The organism is Chitinophaga sp. Hz27 (genome assembly GCF_042263525.1).
Classification (GTDB): Bacteria; Bacteroidota; Bacteroidia; order Chitinophagales; family Chitinophagaceae; genus Chitinophaga.
Window position 1 is genome coordinate 276,489 of record NZ_JBHKFJ010000002.1, and the last position, 14,449, is coordinate 290,937.

At 40.5% G+C, this 14,449-nt stretch carries 14 protein-coding genes; 11 read left to right on the forward strand and 3 right to left on the reverse strand.

The genetic code is table 11. The features are described from left to right. Nucleotides 1-6: 6 nt before the first annotated feature. Genes ACE38W_RS05005 through ACE38W_RS05015 form a run of 3 tightly spaced genes read left to right on the forward strand, consistent with a single transcriptional unit; the run spans nucleotide 7 to nucleotide 2,638 of the window. Complete coding sequence (locus tag ACE38W_RS05005; RefSeq protein WP_375829196.1) at nucleotides 7-444, forward strand: hypothetical protein; 438 nt, start codon at nucleotides 7-9, stop codon at nucleotides 442-444. A 24-nt stretch (nucleotides 445-468) separates the two neighbouring features. After that, on the forward strand, nucleotides 469-1,806 hold the full coding sequence (locus ACE38W_RS05010; RefSeq protein ID WP_375829198.1) for a type VI secretion system contractile sheath protein TssC: 1,338 nt from the start codon (nucleotides 469-471) through the stop codon (nucleotides 1,804-1,806). After that, nucleotides 1,790-2,638, forward strand: a complete 849-nt coding sequence (locus ACE38W_RS05015) for a hypothetical protein (protein WP_375829199.1) — start codon at nucleotides 1,790-1,792, stop codon at nucleotides 2,636-2,638. The genes ACE38W_RS05010 and ACE38W_RS05015 overlap by 17 nt, the downstream gene beginning before the upstream one ends. 93 nt (nucleotides 2,639-2,731) lie before the next feature. Here ACE38W_RS05015 and ACE38W_RS05020 read toward each other — a convergent pair whose 3' ends face one another. Together ACE38W_RS05020 and ACE38W_RS05025 are read right to left on the reverse strand one after the other, a co-directional pair. Further along, the gene (locus tag ACE38W_RS05020; RefSeq protein ID WP_375829200.1) at nucleotides 2,732-4,513 is read right to left on the reverse strand and encodes a hypothetical protein; all 1,782 of its coding nucleotides are present in this window, start codon (nucleotides 4,511-4,513) and stop codon (nucleotides 2,732-2,734) included. A gap of 368 nt (nucleotides 4,514-4,881) precedes the next feature. Next, entirely contained in the window at nucleotides 4,882-5,730 is an 849-nt protein-coding gene (locus tag ACE38W_RS05025; protein ID WP_375829201.1) for a hypothetical protein, read from the reverse strand. Between the two features lie 351 nt (nucleotides 5,731-6,081). Between ACE38W_RS05025 and ACE38W_RS05030 the strand changes: the two genes are divergently transcribed. The 8 genes from ACE38W_RS05030 to ACE38W_RS05065 all read left to right on the forward strand — a co-directional run bounded on the left by ACE38W_RS05030 (nucleotide 6,082) and on the right by ACE38W_RS05065 (nucleotide 13,593). Beyond that, on the forward strand, nucleotides 6,082-6,882 hold the full coding sequence (locus ACE38W_RS05030; protein ID WP_375829202.1) for a hypothetical protein: 801 nt from the start codon (nucleotides 6,082-6,084) through the stop codon (nucleotides 6,880-6,882). 11 nt (nucleotides 6,883-6,893) lie between these two features. After that, nucleotides 6,894-7,706, forward strand: a complete 813-nt coding sequence (locus ACE38W_RS05035) for a TssN family type VI secretion system protein (protein WP_375829203.1) — start codon at nucleotides 6,894-6,896, stop codon at nucleotides 7,704-7,706. A gap of 15 nt (nucleotides 7,707-7,721) precedes the next feature. Further along, entirely contained in the window at nucleotides 7,722-8,882 is a 1,161-nt protein-coding gene (locus ACE38W_RS05040) for a hypothetical protein (RefSeq protein WP_375829205.1), read from the forward strand. Nucleotides 8,883-8,903: 21 nt separating this feature from the next. Further along, a complete protein-coding gene (tssO, locus tag ACE38W_RS05045; protein ID WP_375829207.1) occupies nucleotides 8,904-9,431 on the forward strand; it encodes a type VI secretion system TssO in 528 nt (175 codons plus the stop codon). Between the two features lie 32 nt (nucleotides 9,432-9,463). Next, nucleotides 9,464-9,850: a type VI secretion system tube protein TssD gene (gene tssD / locus ACE38W_RS05050; RefSeq protein WP_375829209.1), complete on the forward strand. Its 387-nt coding sequence runs from the start codon at nucleotides 9,464-9,466 to the stop codon at nucleotides 9,848-9,850. A gap of 116 nt (nucleotides 9,851-9,966) precedes the next feature. Then, nucleotides 9,967-12,045: a TonB-dependent receptor plug domain-containing protein gene (locus ACE38W_RS05055; RefSeq protein WP_375829210.1), complete on the forward strand. Its 2,079-nt coding sequence runs from the start codon at nucleotides 9,967-9,969 to the stop codon at nucleotides 12,043-12,045. 4 nt (nucleotides 12,046-12,049) lie between these two features. Beyond that, entirely contained in the window at nucleotides 12,050-12,640 is a 591-nt protein-coding gene (locus tag ACE38W_RS05060; protein ID WP_375829212.1) for an HmuY family protein, read from the forward strand. An 11-nt stretch (nucleotides 12,641-12,651) separates the two neighbouring features. Next, nucleotides 12,652-13,593: a DUF6607 family protein gene (locus ACE38W_RS05065; protein WP_375829213.1), complete on the forward strand. Its 942-nt coding sequence runs from the start codon at nucleotides 12,652-12,654 to the stop codon at nucleotides 13,591-13,593. Between the two features lie 92 nt (nucleotides 13,594-13,685). Here the strand turns inward: ACE38W_RS05065 and ACE38W_RS05070 are convergent, their stop codons facing one another. Then, entirely contained in the window at nucleotides 13,686-14,444 is a 759-nt protein-coding gene (locus tag ACE38W_RS05070) for an MBL fold metallo-hydrolase (RefSeq protein WP_375829215.1), read from the reverse strand. Between the last annotated feature and the right edge of the window lie 5 nt (nucleotides 14,445-14,449).

The following is a 14,449-nucleotide window of genomic DNA, read 5'->3' on the forward strand; positions in this document are numbered from 1 at the left end:
GTTATTATGCAATCCAGTTATGGAATAGGCGGCATTGAGATCAGGCCGCAAACGAGTGAATCTGTCACAGAAATTTCTCCAAACAGAACGTTATTTATTGAGAAGCTTACAGACCGGAGTCCATTGGTACCGGAGCTGGTGAGTCATCTTCAGGATTTATCGGCAGTATTTGAATATTACCAGCCGGAGGTGGATGTTACTTTCACAGATGCTTCGGGGCGATTTATCAATGAGGTACTGGTATTCAGAGACCTTAGCGATTTTGGTAAGAATGGAATTACGGCGCAGAGTAGTTTCCTGTCGGCTATGGCGAGGGAGCGTGATTTGTATTTACAAGTCTTGCGGCATGTTTCGTCGAATAAGATCCTACAATCGGCATTATCTTCTTCAGATGCCCGGCTGGCGTTATTACAAACGGTCAGTCAGCTAAAAGCACTTTTATAATTCACTGATAAAAATCCAATGTTTATGTTAACCGAAGAAATGAAACCGGTGGTGGCGCCGGGAGATAACCATGCCATGCAGCAGCTGTCCGTATTTGGAGGCTTTGATTTACTGGAATCTGCTATTGAAGGCGTGCAGAATCTGAATCCATCGAGAAAAGCCAGGAGAGAGCTTTTTCTGGGAGCTAAAGCCTTACAGCCAGACAGGCAAAGATTAAAGCAAGTGCTGGAGGTTTGGGAAGATATATTGTCGAGAAGTGTAACGGTGGAGGATATACGTATTTTATGTGAAGTGCGTGCGGCTGAGCAGACAGCCTTGTTACAGGAAAACCTGTGTATGGCATTGGGTGTGAGTCGGCCATTAGAGCAGTCGTATCGTAACCTTGGGTTATTCTTTGCCAATGCAGGAACACAGCCAGTGAAAAATCTCACACTGTTGAATGCCGATCCTGGTCAGCTGCGTGACCTGGACAATACCAGGTTTACAGATGTTATCCACCAGGAGTTGTTGCAACATTACGATCGGTTGGACCTTCGTCAGCATTATAGTTTGCTGGTGGTTCCTGGATATGCATCCTCTAATCTTGTATTGGAGAAGTGGGCGAGGATGGCGCATGAGTCGAAGGTAATGCTGGTAACAGACTTTACGCGACTGGACGCTGCTGACGATGTAATGGAAATGTTTACAGCAGCGGATTTGACAGGAGCGGAAGAGTTCAGGGCCAATGCAATCATGACCTGTAACTGGCTTACGGGGCGGGGAAAGTACGAGGAACTTGGAGAAACGGAGGATTTATATGTGCCGCCCAGTGGGGCTTTGGCGGGGAAAATTTATAGCACGTTGATGTCGCAGGTGACTGCTGGTAAAAAATTCGGTGCATTGGTAGATGTACAAGGTGTATCCTTTCCACTCAAAAAAAGTGAGATAGCCTGTTTGGAACAGGTGGGGTTAATACCTGTTGTGAAGGAGTATGGTCGGGTGATGGCATTCAGTGCCAGAACGCTGTTTAATGGAGATAATCTTGGATTACAGACTTATTCTGTTGTACGTGTGTTCGACTACGTTACCAAAGTGCTGATGGATTTTCTTAACAGGCGGGCCTTTGAGAATTTCAGCGCCAACACCAGAAAGGACCTGCAACGGCAGATCATTCAGTTTCTGGACAGTATAACTGGACCCGAACGATTAATTGAAGATTTCGAGATCAGGAGATTTGAGCAGGATATACATCAGAAAGACCGTATACACCTGGATATTTTTCTTAAACCATATTTCCCGGCCAAGACATTTCTGATAAAAATGGACGGCCAGAAAGGGATAAGCAATAATGAATGGGATACAGCTTATGAACAGACAAAATAAATCGCTTATTACAATATGCTCGCTGATATTGGAGATGGTTTTAACTGTGTCATTGCATGCGCAGCAATCGGCAAAGGATACCATTTATGTCACAAAGGGGGCTGCCACGTTCCTTCATGCTGCTGATAAGATATTGACAGTGCAATCAGGGAATACTAGTGGGAAAGAATTACAGTACCAGATCATACAAGATCGAGACTTGCTATTTACTACCACAGGCTTGTCACGAAGCACCAATTTATTGGTGGTGACAGAAAAGAGTAGTTATTATTTTATCGTGCAATATAAAGAGAATGTGCCTTTATCCTTATTAAAGTATGAACTGGAAGGGAAAACTGCAGGTAAGGAGAGTAATAGTACTGTCAGTCCTTTATTGCCCGAATGCCCTGAAGGCCATATTTCTGCTAACACTGATACGGTGATGATGAATAGGTTAATCAATGAAATAATGCATCAGCGATTAAAGAAGTTGTTGGCTAAAACTACTATGAAAGGCATCCAGGTATCTGTGAGGAAGGTATTGTTACTTAACAGGTACTGCTATTTCAGCATTGAGGTGCGTAATAGAAGTCATATTCCTGTGGAGCTTCAACCAATCAGGGTATACAAGTCAAGTTATGGAATTAATGCTTCGTGTATGCCTGTATTAATGGATGTTGGTGCAGATGTGATTGCGACGGGCGAAACGGTAAGGCATATGATTACAGTAGAAGCCTCCATATTGGATAGGCGTGACAAAATTCTGTTTAGCATAAGCGGAAACGGGATAAGTCCGCTGATATTGAAGATGGCAGCATCCAAACTTCCGGGGTACATATTGGCCGCGAGGTAGGTACAAAGCATAGAAAGCAGATCGAGATGACCTGAAAAAGGTTTCGGCTCGATCTGCTTTTGTTATATAGGGAATACTATAGTTCCCCTGGGGTTAATCCTTATTTACTGTATTGTTTGTTGAATAATTAAAATTGATTTGTATTGGATGAGTAATCCAAGAGTTTTGCTTTAATGCCAACAAAATATTTTGTCGGAAATGAATCAATTGTTGCTCATGAATTACGTCTGCTCCTTTGTGGAGTTGAATATTGACGTGTATTATTTTCATTAGGTGATTATTAGGTCCGAAACCTATTTTTCTAATGATGTCCACTGTTGATAGCGAGGTGCCAATCATATGCCTGCATAACAAACGAATATCGTTTTCAGAAACGATACGGTTGTTGCTTATGAGTTGGCTGCGCAGCAGATGTAACTTTTCATTTGGAGTTGGCTGATGTTTCCCTCCGATTACGGCAGTTACTAAGCTAAAATTATTTCCCGGCAGTGTTGCAGGGCCAGCTACGCGTGATTGGGAACTTAGCGATACCTGGTCTCCCTGCGTTATCAACATTTCTATCGTTAAAAACTTGCTATGCGTTTTTTTATTGATAAATAGCGCAGGCCTGGCGGGGATTTCATTGGGTGATTGCAGTGTACTGTAAAGCTGTTGCAATGAACGTTCCAATTCCTCTATTGCCCTTATAGTAAGATGATCATGGGTAGATTTATGTCTGTATAACTCACTGGTGATTTGTTCTGCAAAATAATGTAGCTGGGCTTGTAAACTTCTTTGATCTAAACAATGTACATGCTCAGGTAGTATTGTACATTCACCAGGGGATAATTCTTTGGGTATTTTAAGTAATTCCAGGCGATAGGTATCACCTTGCTGGTCTTTAATGGATACTATTTCTGAGAGATGATCTTTACATTCTAGTGTATGGATATTGAGATGCTCAGATAGTTTTATGGTTTGTGTAACTGGTAAAATATTTGCCACAGGAAAGCTATTTATATGGCAGTTTACTTCATCCATCAAAGGATAGGCAGTTCCTGGGAATTCGAGCTTTAACCAGATGTACTTTTCAGGTTGTTGAAGATGTTGATGTAGTAGCGTATAAGCCTCTGCTGAGAGGCCTTGTGCGCCTGGTGAAAAAAGGTGTTCAGTATGTAATCTTAAAAATTGTTGGGACCATTTATCTGTTATTTGCTGCAAAACGGAGGATGGCTTTACTGTTTCATGGGAGTGATAGACGTCTGATGATGGCCATGGTTTGATCTTCAGTTCCTGATCCGCAATAAAGCATTTCACATATTTTAGGCGTTGAAGAAACTTTTGTTCTTCGTCTTGCTGTGAAAGTGTAAAAAAGATAGTTAACCCATCCAGGGATATTGGATATTCATTGTTGGGAATCAGACCTAGGTATAGAGTGGGAGAGGTATTTCGACTAATAATGCCTGATAATAGTAGTTTTTTTTCTGATTGATGTTGATGATATATTTTATCTGTGGTTAAGATATATGTTAAATTAACGGCAATAAGTTTATGTGTATTACAAGGAGTAAGGTAATGTTGCTTTTCAGGATGGATGAATTGATGATACGAATGGATTGTTTCCGAATGATCAGATAACTTATCAAATTTGGCAGCCATTATACCATGAGCTGGTGCTGATCCATAGTTATTACTATTGATCAGGGCGCCGGCTAATTGTTCGAGTATGGAGGCTTGAAAGATTTTTTGCTCCTGGTGTAGTATGGATAACTGTTTAGCGATGATCGTTGCTAGTAGATGGAATACCGGGTCAATGGAAATATCATGAGCGTCATTATGTCCCATGTTTTGTTTAGCCTTATTGATGATGGCATTAAAAATTTCTTCTTGTGTCATGTAATGCAGTTTAGTTGGAGCTGGAATTGAAAAATATGTTGCTCTTTTAATGGAATTACCCAGGCTTCTATTTCTATATGTAGTATGCCGCCGTCCTGTCTGAGTTTTAATTTTATGTGATCTAACCTTTTTTCGTATTGGCGGATGGAGGCTAGCAATCTGCTAATATCATATTGTTGTTTATTAGTTATGGATAAATGATCTGAATGGTTCCATCCAAACTGTTGGTCTGAAAGGAATTCCGTTGGAATAGTTGTTATGATCGTTTTCAAAAATCCGGCGATTGCATTACAAGTGTTGGTATATTTTAAGTGTTGTGTTTTTGTTAACGATAATGGCAGTTGAATAAATTGGGTTCCCATGGTTAATCAGAATAAGTTGATGAACTTCTTTTTATTCACGCTCATTCGGACTTCTTGAATACAGCCATTATTTCCTTTTATGAGTGTGATTTGTTGTATCTGCATTTTTTTCTTTCCATATAACTGATGGCAGAATTCCAGTAGGTCGCCTGTTTGACTATCATTGATTAGAACCGGGGTATGTTGCTGGTTACACAGATATTTCAAGATGTCCGTTGGATTTTTTTGTTTGGCCATTATTTGTAATAGATGAAATCTGAAGTCTTCTTCTGATATACAAGTATTTATAATGGTCTTTTGAGGAGTGATTTGTTTTTCTATATGTGCCATCTGTGGAGGTGTTGGTGAGATGGCGTTATATACTTTAATTTTTTTAATAGCAATCAGTTGACTATCTACATTACTATAGAGCTGTATGATTTTTTCCCCGGGTTGCCTGAAAGTAAAGACTACCTCATTCCCTTTATAGATGCTGTCATGCCCGGGCGTTTTCCAATAATAGTAAACTCCATTTTGCACCGGCACCGACAAACTGATGGGCATATTGGTAATGGTGGCTGATTCTCCTTCGATGTCCGGTATGATAACGGTATCAACGGTGATAATAGGTGTAGTGATCAGCAGACGTTGTATGCAGATGCAGTTGTTAAACAGTGCTTTAATTAAGACATTGCCTGCTATCTGAAAGTTATGTTGTACAGTATTTCCTACTGTTGAACTGTTATCTGAGAATAGCCATACGACAGCGTTAGTGTCGAATTTACTAGCTGGTTTAAATACGATTGTATCTAAGGTTGTTATGGTGTTTCTATTATTTGAATGACTGACTTTTATATTAAATTGACGGCAATCCATCTTTGTATGAATCGGATAAAAGTACATTAAGGCGCATAGTAAAAGCGTATGGAAATTAGTTAACAAAATTAGTTTGTCAGGCATGTTGAATAGGTTAACAAGTAATATGGTAAAGCGTTACAGACTTATTGTCTTTTTAATACACTAATGCTTTTTCATCGTTATACAAGTTTATGAAATTGTTTGATTAAAAATTTCTCCACCGAAAAAAAGTGAAAAATATTTTTGAAAAAAAAGTGAAAATATATTTTGTTAGAATGATCAAAGTTATATTTTTGCTGTGTTGTTTGTTTTACTTCTTTACTCCATTTCGGCCTTCTATTATTTTGTTAATCCTCTCAGTAAAGGCTGATGATTTTAGATAAATATTTTTTTGATAAATCGTTGAAAGCGTCAGCAGTAATGTGTTTCTTGGAACAGGATATTGCTTTTCGACTTGTCTCATCTTTCAAGCTGCCTGTAACAGGTGAATTGTCCATCCATAGAGATATGCAGGGAAAGGAGCATATAGAAATTCACCAGCCTGGAATATTTGATTTGTTACCACATTATTTTGTTGATGAATACAGCAATGATCGAAAGATTGACTTTAACCGGTTGTATCGCAATAACAAAATTAGAGAAAGGCAACTCAGAGAATATTTTGGACCACTAGATGAGCGTGTGTTAGAGTACCAGCAACATTGGTATGATTACCCGTTAAAAGAGACCTTCTTCCGTCTATATGAATGGGATTATGAATGGGTTACCTTAGATAAGATGCTGGGATTTTACAGGTTGCCGCCGGGGACTACAGCGTTGCTGGATTGGCTAAGTGACTTCCTGGATGTGAAATTGGTGTCTGAAACGCTTGAGTTGGAGATGCCTGTATTCGTTCCGTCCTATGCGAACTTGGGCAACGCAGTATTAGGAGAGGATATGTATGTCGGAGGCTTTTTCATTGCAGCGGGAACTATTATTAAGGTCACCGTTATATTGACTGCAAATGATGCGTTTACCGAATGGTGCCACGGGGGACGAAAAAGAATATATCTGCAACAGTTGCTGGCGCATAAGGTGCCGGTAGAATGGGAAGTAGAAATTATTCTGGCGTCGGTGCCTATATCCGGGATATTTCCTGCCCGCTTAGGTTTCAATTTGTTTGTTAGCTAAATACCATTGACATGTTAACCGTTATTGCTGTTAGTATTGTTTGTATCCTGTTGATAGTACAGGTACTGAAGATGATCGCTATTCGCCAGACGATAGCGGTAATATCTTTTCTTGCAGGCGGACTTTTTTTAACGGCCGGCAGTATCATTTATATGCAGTATAAACAAGTAATACCCTTGCTACAATATATCGTGAGCGAGTGTACCTGGATGTTAACGGGAGGATGTAATTTATGTATGATACTGTACATAACCAGAGATAAGATTTATAGCTGGTGGAAACTATTGCTGTTTTCTTCCTTGTTACCTGCTGCATACTTGATTGCGCTTTGCCTATTTAACTACAACTGGAAAGAATTCGCCATTACTCTTTATCCGGTTATCACTTTAGTATGCTGGCCATTTGTAATTCTATTTGCATCCTGGATGACGGAAGCCGGGCTGTCTATCCCTATTGAACTCTATAGCAGTTGGGTGTATCCAGTGGAGAAGTCGATGCCTGAGATGAAAGAAGAAGACTTAAGGGACGTATTGGTCATTGGATTAAAGCTAACGAAGTCGAAGGATGACCCAATAGTAACGTATATGCGTGCGCGAGCGCCGGGAAAAATAGGCTTAGGCGAATTCTTTTTCCATTTTATAAATGATTATAACGACCGGCATCCGGAAACTCCTTTACAATGGCAGACAGAGAATCGCCCGGATGAATGGATTTTTTATACCAGGCATAAATGGTTTAGGTATTGCAATGTGCTCGATCCTGACTTACCCGTATACCTAAATAAAATTAAAGAGAATACAATTATCTACTGTCGTAGGCTTTAAAAGCAATTTATCATAATGCAAAACCAGTACAGGCATCACCTGGTGAATTGGGTGAATGGTATGAAAATTCAACAGCAGCACTTTGTTTTGCTGGAAAATGCAATGCTGGAGCGAGTTGCTTCGGCAGCTGCGATCACTTTGCATGAACAGAATTTCGGCCTTCTTACGCAGGAACCTGCGAAGGCCAGTTGTGAGCTAACACATGATATGGACGGCAGTTGGAAACTACGGCTATTACATTGTAATGGTATAACACCCGACGGGTTGCATATTCAGTTACCTCTATTGCCACCTGTAACTGGTTTTGTTATGCCTGGTATCACCTATCACCCATTGCCAGAAAGCTCCGAAACATGCTTCGTAATTGTAGAGCAACACATTTATGAACGTATCCCGGTGGGTGATATTGATACGACAGAATTGCCATATAGAAATCCAGCAGCGATTGCTGAGATCCATTTGAAAATTATTGCTGCTAATATCATGGATCAAGTCGGGGTAGGGCCTGGACAGATAGTTCTAGCAAGGATATTGTCAGCACATCAAAAACCTGTTATTGACCAGCAGTATATACCGCCGTGTATGTATATCACTTCGCACCACCTGTTAATAGATTATTTCAATGATGTTCATCATTATTTGTCAGAGATAATGTTATATGCAAATGAAATCATTCGGCATATCCGGATGAGAGAAAATAACCAGGACCTGGCAGCGTGCATCCTGGAGATATGCAAAGGGATGGGAGATCTCATTAGTTACCTCTTGCCTGAATTAGCGCATATTACCCGGTTCCAGGGGCCAGTATATTTGTTTACTATGCTAAGTAAGGTTACTGGAAATTTTCAAATGCTTACTACCTATAGAATAGGGCAGTGGAGAGAACAGGTGTTCAATTACTTCGCGCTATGGTTGGATATTACTCCTGGTGTATTTGAATCGATGATTTGGGCTGCCAGGAATATTGAATATTATCACCTGGATATAGCAGGATCATTAAAGCCTGGTTTAGACCTGTTAAGCATTTTACACAAACTGACTAAAAACATTAGTCAACTGGAATATATAGGAGTGAAGCCCGATAATAAAATATTTGTAAAAGAAGAATTGCAGCGGGAAATGCCAGATACAGATAACGTTATCAATAAAAAGAATCGATGGAGATTCACCGACTAGTTTTCTTTTAATCCATTAATTATGCAAAAACCACTAAATACTTCAGAAAGAATAAAACGTTACCTTATTTTCTTAGCGTTATATATTGCTTGCACTGCTTTGCTGATATTTACTATTTATTTCAATTACCAAGTGCCCGTTGTGGAAAATCACATCTTAAGAGAGACAATTTTGAGAATCAACCAGGAAAGGGAATATCAACATGCATTTCAACAGCAAATAGCAATAGTGAAATCAAGCATGCAAAAGATCAACGATCCTGGTCAGCATGTTGCCTTTATCGATCAACAGGTGGTAACTGCATTGAGTAGTATCAGAGAGCATATTTCAGGTAAAATTGTTAGTTCATTTCAGTTGTATGATGATGTGATCCAGATATGCCTGGAGCTGCAACAAGCAAAGCAGCAATTGAGAGAATTGTCTACAGCTCAGCAATCGTTGCTCAATATGAAAATCGAGCAAGACAAGCTAAAACAACGCCTGGATAATGTAAACAGAGATCTGGACAACTGCAGGATGATGCTACTGAATAGCAGGTCTTCTAATTAGGTATTTTTTGTTAACCATATAAATCATCACTTATGTCTTTCAAATCAATTCTTACTGTAAATGGAGAAAACTATAATGTTCAACATGTAACTTATGCACTCAACCAGGAAACGGATCCTACAGGGAGGCCTTCGGCTATTACCAGAGGCGGAAGGATTAATCTAACGGTGGAATCAACTGGTAAAACAGATTTATTTGAATGGATGGTGAATAATTTTGAAAGAAAAGATGGTTCCATTACCTTTTTTAAGCGTGATACGGATGCAAAATTAAAAACGTTAGAATTTAAAGAAGGTTACCTGGTAAGGTTTGAGGAGGTATTTGATGCCGCTAATGAACATCCTATGAATATTACGTTTACTATTTCTGCACGTGAAATGACAATGGGGAACGCCAGCCATATCAATGAATGGGTGTAATAATGGCATAGCACTCCTATCTTTTATCTCCGGATCGCGTAACTGATTTTCCCTCTCGCGTAATAGTGTTTAGCTTTTGCTGTTATACTTTCGCAGAACAAATTTAACGATCCGAAATGCTTAAATATTTATTCCTGATAGGCTGCCTTTGGTGGCCAGGGATGCTATTTGCCCAAACTGATACCATTACAGATAATAAGTCTTTACAAGAAGTAGTGGTAACAGCAACCAGGAATGAGCAACAGCTGAATAAAGTGCCTATAGCCGTTACTGTTATCAAGAAGGAGCAAATCCAGCAAATGGGTGCTATGCTGCTGAATCAGGTCCTGGCAGAACAAACAGGTTTATTTGTTACTGCTAACCATGGCAGTGGTATCCAAATGCAGGGACTCGAAGCGGAATATACGCTCATATTGTTGGATGGAGAACCATTGATAGGCAGGACAGCTGGAACACTTGATCTGTCAAGGATTGTAGTGAGTAATATCGAACGGATAGAGATCATTAAAGGGCCGGTTTCTTCTCTTTATGGAAGTGATGCAATGGCTGGCGTTATTAATATAATTACCAATAGTAAAAATCGAATTGGCCAGACAAACGCCACCGCGAGGTATGGAAGTAACCAGACCTTGCAGCTTGATGCCGGCACTAAAATTCCGATTAAGGATGGTGTTTTTTCCGTTAATGGTAATTACTATAATACGAATGGATATACGATAAATGGACAGTCTACACCATCAGTATCACCATTTAAATCGGCCACGGGACAAGTGAAATGGCAGCAGGATTGGAGCCAGCATTGGCAAACAACCATATCAGGACGAATATTTAATCAGCAGTATAAAAGCTTTTTCGAGGATACAAAAGGAAGAGTTAATGATAACGGAAAAGAGGACGACGCAAATGCATCAATCAATATCAGGCATACTATAAACAGTCAGGTTACACAGTTACTACGACTATATTATTCCAGGTATGGTACTGATGAAAAAATGGTGTATGAAAAAGATAATAGTGTATATGACGCTTCTTTTTTTACACAGCAATATCTTAAACCCGAATATCAGCTTGATTGGACATTGAATCCTAAACACGCACTGACACTGGGGGGGGGCTATATTCATGAAACGTTGGAGGCTACCCGTTATGATAATCGGATGGCATTCAATAGTGGTTATGTTTTCGCCCAGGAAAGCTGGAAACCAACCGAGGCCTGGAGTATACTCTTAGGCGCCAGGTTTGATACGCATAATCAATATCCATCACAACTGAGTCCCAAGTTATCTGTATCCTATGCCGTGAATCCGAAAATTAAACTGTTAGGGTCCATTGGAAGAGGATACAGGGCGCCAGACTTCAGGCAGTTATACCTGCACTTTAATAATGCTGCCGTAGGGTATAGTGTTGTTGGCACAAAGCTCGCCTCTGAAATCATCAACCAGATGCAGGCAGCAGGTGAAATAAAGAGTATCAATTATGACCTGGATAAACTGAAAGACCTTAATGCCGAAAGCTCTTGGTCTTACAACGCAGGGCTGCAAACCATACCTTGGAAAGGCGCCAATATTAAAATAAATATTTTCATGAATAGGGTTGCCAACCTAATTGATACCCGTGCTGTTGCGCAGAAAACGAATGACTTCAGTGTATACAGTTACGTGAATGTGAACAGCATTACTACCTATGGTAGTGAATTGAATTATAACCAGGTTATTAATAAATATTGGCAGGTGGCGGGCGGATATCAATATTTACAAGCTATTGATAATGACCAGCTCAAAAAGGTAAAGAATGATGAAGTCTATACCGTGGATGAACGAACACACGAAACACGTTTGTTAAAACGCCGCGAATATTTTGGACTGTTCAATCGCTCCCATCATGCCGCCAATCTGAAATTACAGTATACAAACCTGGTGACAGGCATCGATGCAAATATGCGTGTAATATACCGTAGTAAATATGGTTTCCAAGATGAGAATGGCAATAATATACCCGATATAAAAAGCGAGTTTGTTCCTGGATATGCAACGGTAAACCTGGCTGCTGCCAAAAGCTTTATGCAGCAGAGATTGCGCTTCCAGGGAACTATTGAAAACCTCTTTAATTATACAGATGGAAAACATATACCAGGCATGCCTGGAAGAATATACTCTATCGCTGTTACCTATTCATTTCTACATACAATTAAATAGCATTATGACAAGTCAACAAAAAATTCTGGGATTGGGCGCATTAGCGTTAGGACTGCTTTTCACTGCTTGCAGTAAAGATGACAAAAAGGATAATTCACCAGCCCCGGTACTGACAACTACAACTGTAGCAAACCTTCAGGCGGATACTGCCAATACTGGCAATTATACGCTGTTTAGTTTTGCAGATAATAAAATTATTCCCAATTCCGATTCTGCTACTGCTAAATGGGATATAGGTTTTAAAACTACTACCATCATTGTGAATGGAGGTGTAAGTGGCCCGGGAAAAGCAGAAGCCCAGATCGTTACTGGTGTGTTTAATGATTTGTCCGCGGCTCCAACAACAGGTTATTCTACGGATTCTATTGGTGCTAAATACGCACTGAAAACGTGGTACAGCTATAATGCAACAACGCATATTATTACCCCGGTACCTGGAAAAGTATTAGTCATTAAAACGCCGGCAGGAAAATATGCGAAAGTTGAAATACAGAGCTATTATAAAGATGCGCCTGCAAGTCCAGACCTGAACAGTGTATCCAGGCTCTATAAATTCCGCTATGTATTTCAGGCAAATGGTAGCGTAAACTTCTAATAAAAAGTAACATGAATAATATTATCAAATTGGCGCTGGTAGGAATTCTACTTCCTGTTTCAGTGATGGCGCAGAAAAGTGAAAGTAAGCTGCAGCAGGACAAGTCGGCCATCAAGAATATGTGTGGTTGCATGGAGGTTACATTTGAGTATACCGAAACATTTCCTGGTGATAGCAGCTATAAACCGAAAGGCTATCATAAAATAACAGATGCAGTAGAGTATGTCACCGTTGCTGATGAGAAAAATAACCGTATCGTTTTACAACACTTACTGGTGGCTGGTGGAGATGTAATTAAGCATTGGACGGAAGACTGGCAATATGAGAATCAACAGCTGCTGGTTTATAGTAAGAATGATACCTGGAATAAAGCCAGTTTGCCTGCTGCTGCTGTAAAAGGTCAGTGGACGCAGAAAGTATTTGGGGTGGATGACGAACCGCGGTATGAAGGTGCTGCAACCTGGGTACACGCTGATGGCCGTCATTATTGGGAAAGTACCAGTGATGCACCTTTGCCGCGCAGGGAATACACTACCCGCAGTGACTACAATGTATTGCAGCGTACCAATCATCATGAAATTACTTCCTTTGGTTCTCTTCATGGGCAGGACAATAAAAAAATCCTGAGAGATGATACAGGCGATAAAATTATTGTAGGTGAAAAAGGTTTGAACACTTATCGTCGTACAGATGAAAGTAAATGCCAGCAAGCTAAGGAATGGTGGGAACAGAATAAACAGTTCTGGGCAGTGGTACGTCAACAGTGGGATAAGCTTTATGGCGCTAATACTGCGGTGGTATTGCAAAAGCAGGTAGACAACCAACCATTCTATAAAGTGATGAATGCGCTGGAAACAAAGGCCCGTAACAAAGAATTAAGCGGCGTTGCGTTGGATAATGCAATAAGCAATGTACTGCAACAATTTGCTCCCAAGGCGACTGCCGGACTATAATGCTGCCATAGTTTGGAGAATGGAAAGATGAGCTGAAATAACAATGGCTGCCCTGAGTTGAGGCAGCCATTGCATACGTATAGTCGTTAATGTTAGTTTAGTATTATCCAGTCGCCTGGATCAGGAATATTGCATTCCTTTGCGGCCACTGCCACTGCAACGGCCAGGTCTTCCCTGGTAAGGGTACAGTGGTTCAAGGATTCCATATGCATAGCGATAACGTTAGTATGGGAAGGATGGTTGATCACTTCCAATACATCTGCTGCGGTCATGGTAATAGGATCACCTTGTAGAAACCTTGCTGCTCCTGCGTTTACCACGGTGTGCGTAGGTTGATAACGATCCAGCGCATCTTTCACATCGTTACACCAGATAGTGTCTCCGGCGATATAAAAGCTGGTTTTATTATCTGAGATAACAAAACCAGATACTGGCGCCATTTTCTTGCCAATGTCTCCGGTGCCATGCTGGCCTTTGGTACGGTTGATTGTAAAATGATGCCATTTAATGCTGTCAATAATGGCAATAACATCCGTGAAGCCAGCAGCTTTTATTTTCTCCTCATCTTCCGGCTGACAGATAATCGTTGTGTCTTTAGGAATCATGTCCTGTGCCGCAGCGTCCCAATGATCGCGATGTGTATGCGTGAGCAATACAGCATCGATATCCTGCACCATCGTTTGGATGGCGATATCGCTCAGCGTGAGATCTACGGTAGGGTTTCGGATGGCATTTGCAGTGTTAGCAATAGGATCCATACTGTCTTTGGGCCCCAGCATGGGATCAATTAATAACTTCTTGTTGTCCCATTCCAACAGGAATGTGGCATTTCTTAGGAAAAGTAGTTGCATGGTGA

Coding starts and splice junctions, on each gene's coding strand:
- ACE38W_RS05010 (WP_375829198.1), top strand. CDS start 469: ATGTTAACCGAAGAAATGAAACCGGTGGTGGCGCCGGGAGATAACCAT.
- ACE38W_RS05015 (WP_375829199.1), top strand. CDS start 1,790: ATGAACAGACAAAATAAATCGCTTATTACAATATGCTCGCTGATATTG.
- ACE38W_RS05025 (WP_375829201.1), bottom strand. CDS start 5,730: ATGGATTGCCGTCAATTTAATATAAAAGTCAGTCATTCAAATAATAGA.
- tssD (WP_375829209.1), top strand. CDS start 9,464: ATGTCTTTCAAATCAATTCTTACTGTAAATGGAGAAAACTATAATGTT.
- ACE38W_RS05035 (WP_375829203.1), top strand. CDS start 6,894: ATGTTAACCGTTATTGCTGTTAGTATTGTTTGTATCCTGTTGATAGTA.
- ACE38W_RS05020 (WP_375829200.1), bottom strand. CDS start 4,513: ATGACACAAGAAGAAATTTTTAATGCCATCATCAATAAGGCTAAACAA.
- ACE38W_RS05060 (WP_375829212.1), top strand. CDS start 12,050: ATGACAAGTCAACAAAAAATTCTGGGATTGGGCGCATTAGCGTTAGGA.
- ACE38W_RS05065 (WP_375829213.1), top strand. CDS start 12,652: ATGAATAATATTATCAAATTGGCGCTGGTAGGAATTCTACTTCCTGTT.
- ACE38W_RS05055 (WP_375829210.1), top strand. CDS start 9,967: ATGCTTAAATATTTATTCCTGATAGGCTGCCTTTGGTGGCCAGGGATG.
- ACE38W_RS05030 (WP_375829202.1), top strand. CDS start 6,082: ATGATTTTAGATAAATATTTTTTTGATAAATCGTTGAAAGCGTCAGCA.
- ACE38W_RS05070 (WP_375829215.1), bottom strand. CDS start 14,444: ATGCAACTACTTTTCCTAAGAAATGCCACATTCCTGTTGGAATGGGAC.
- ACE38W_RS05040 (WP_375829205.1), top strand. CDS start 7,722: ATGCAAAACCAGTACAGGCATCACCTGGTGAATTGGGTGAATGGTATG.
- tssO (WP_375829207.1), top strand. CDS start 8,904: ATGCAAAAACCACTAAATACTTCAGAAAGAATAAAACGTTACCTTATT.
- ACE38W_RS05005 (WP_375829196.1), top strand. CDS start 7: ATGCAATCCAGTTATGGAATAGGCGGCATTGAGATCAGGCCGCAAACG.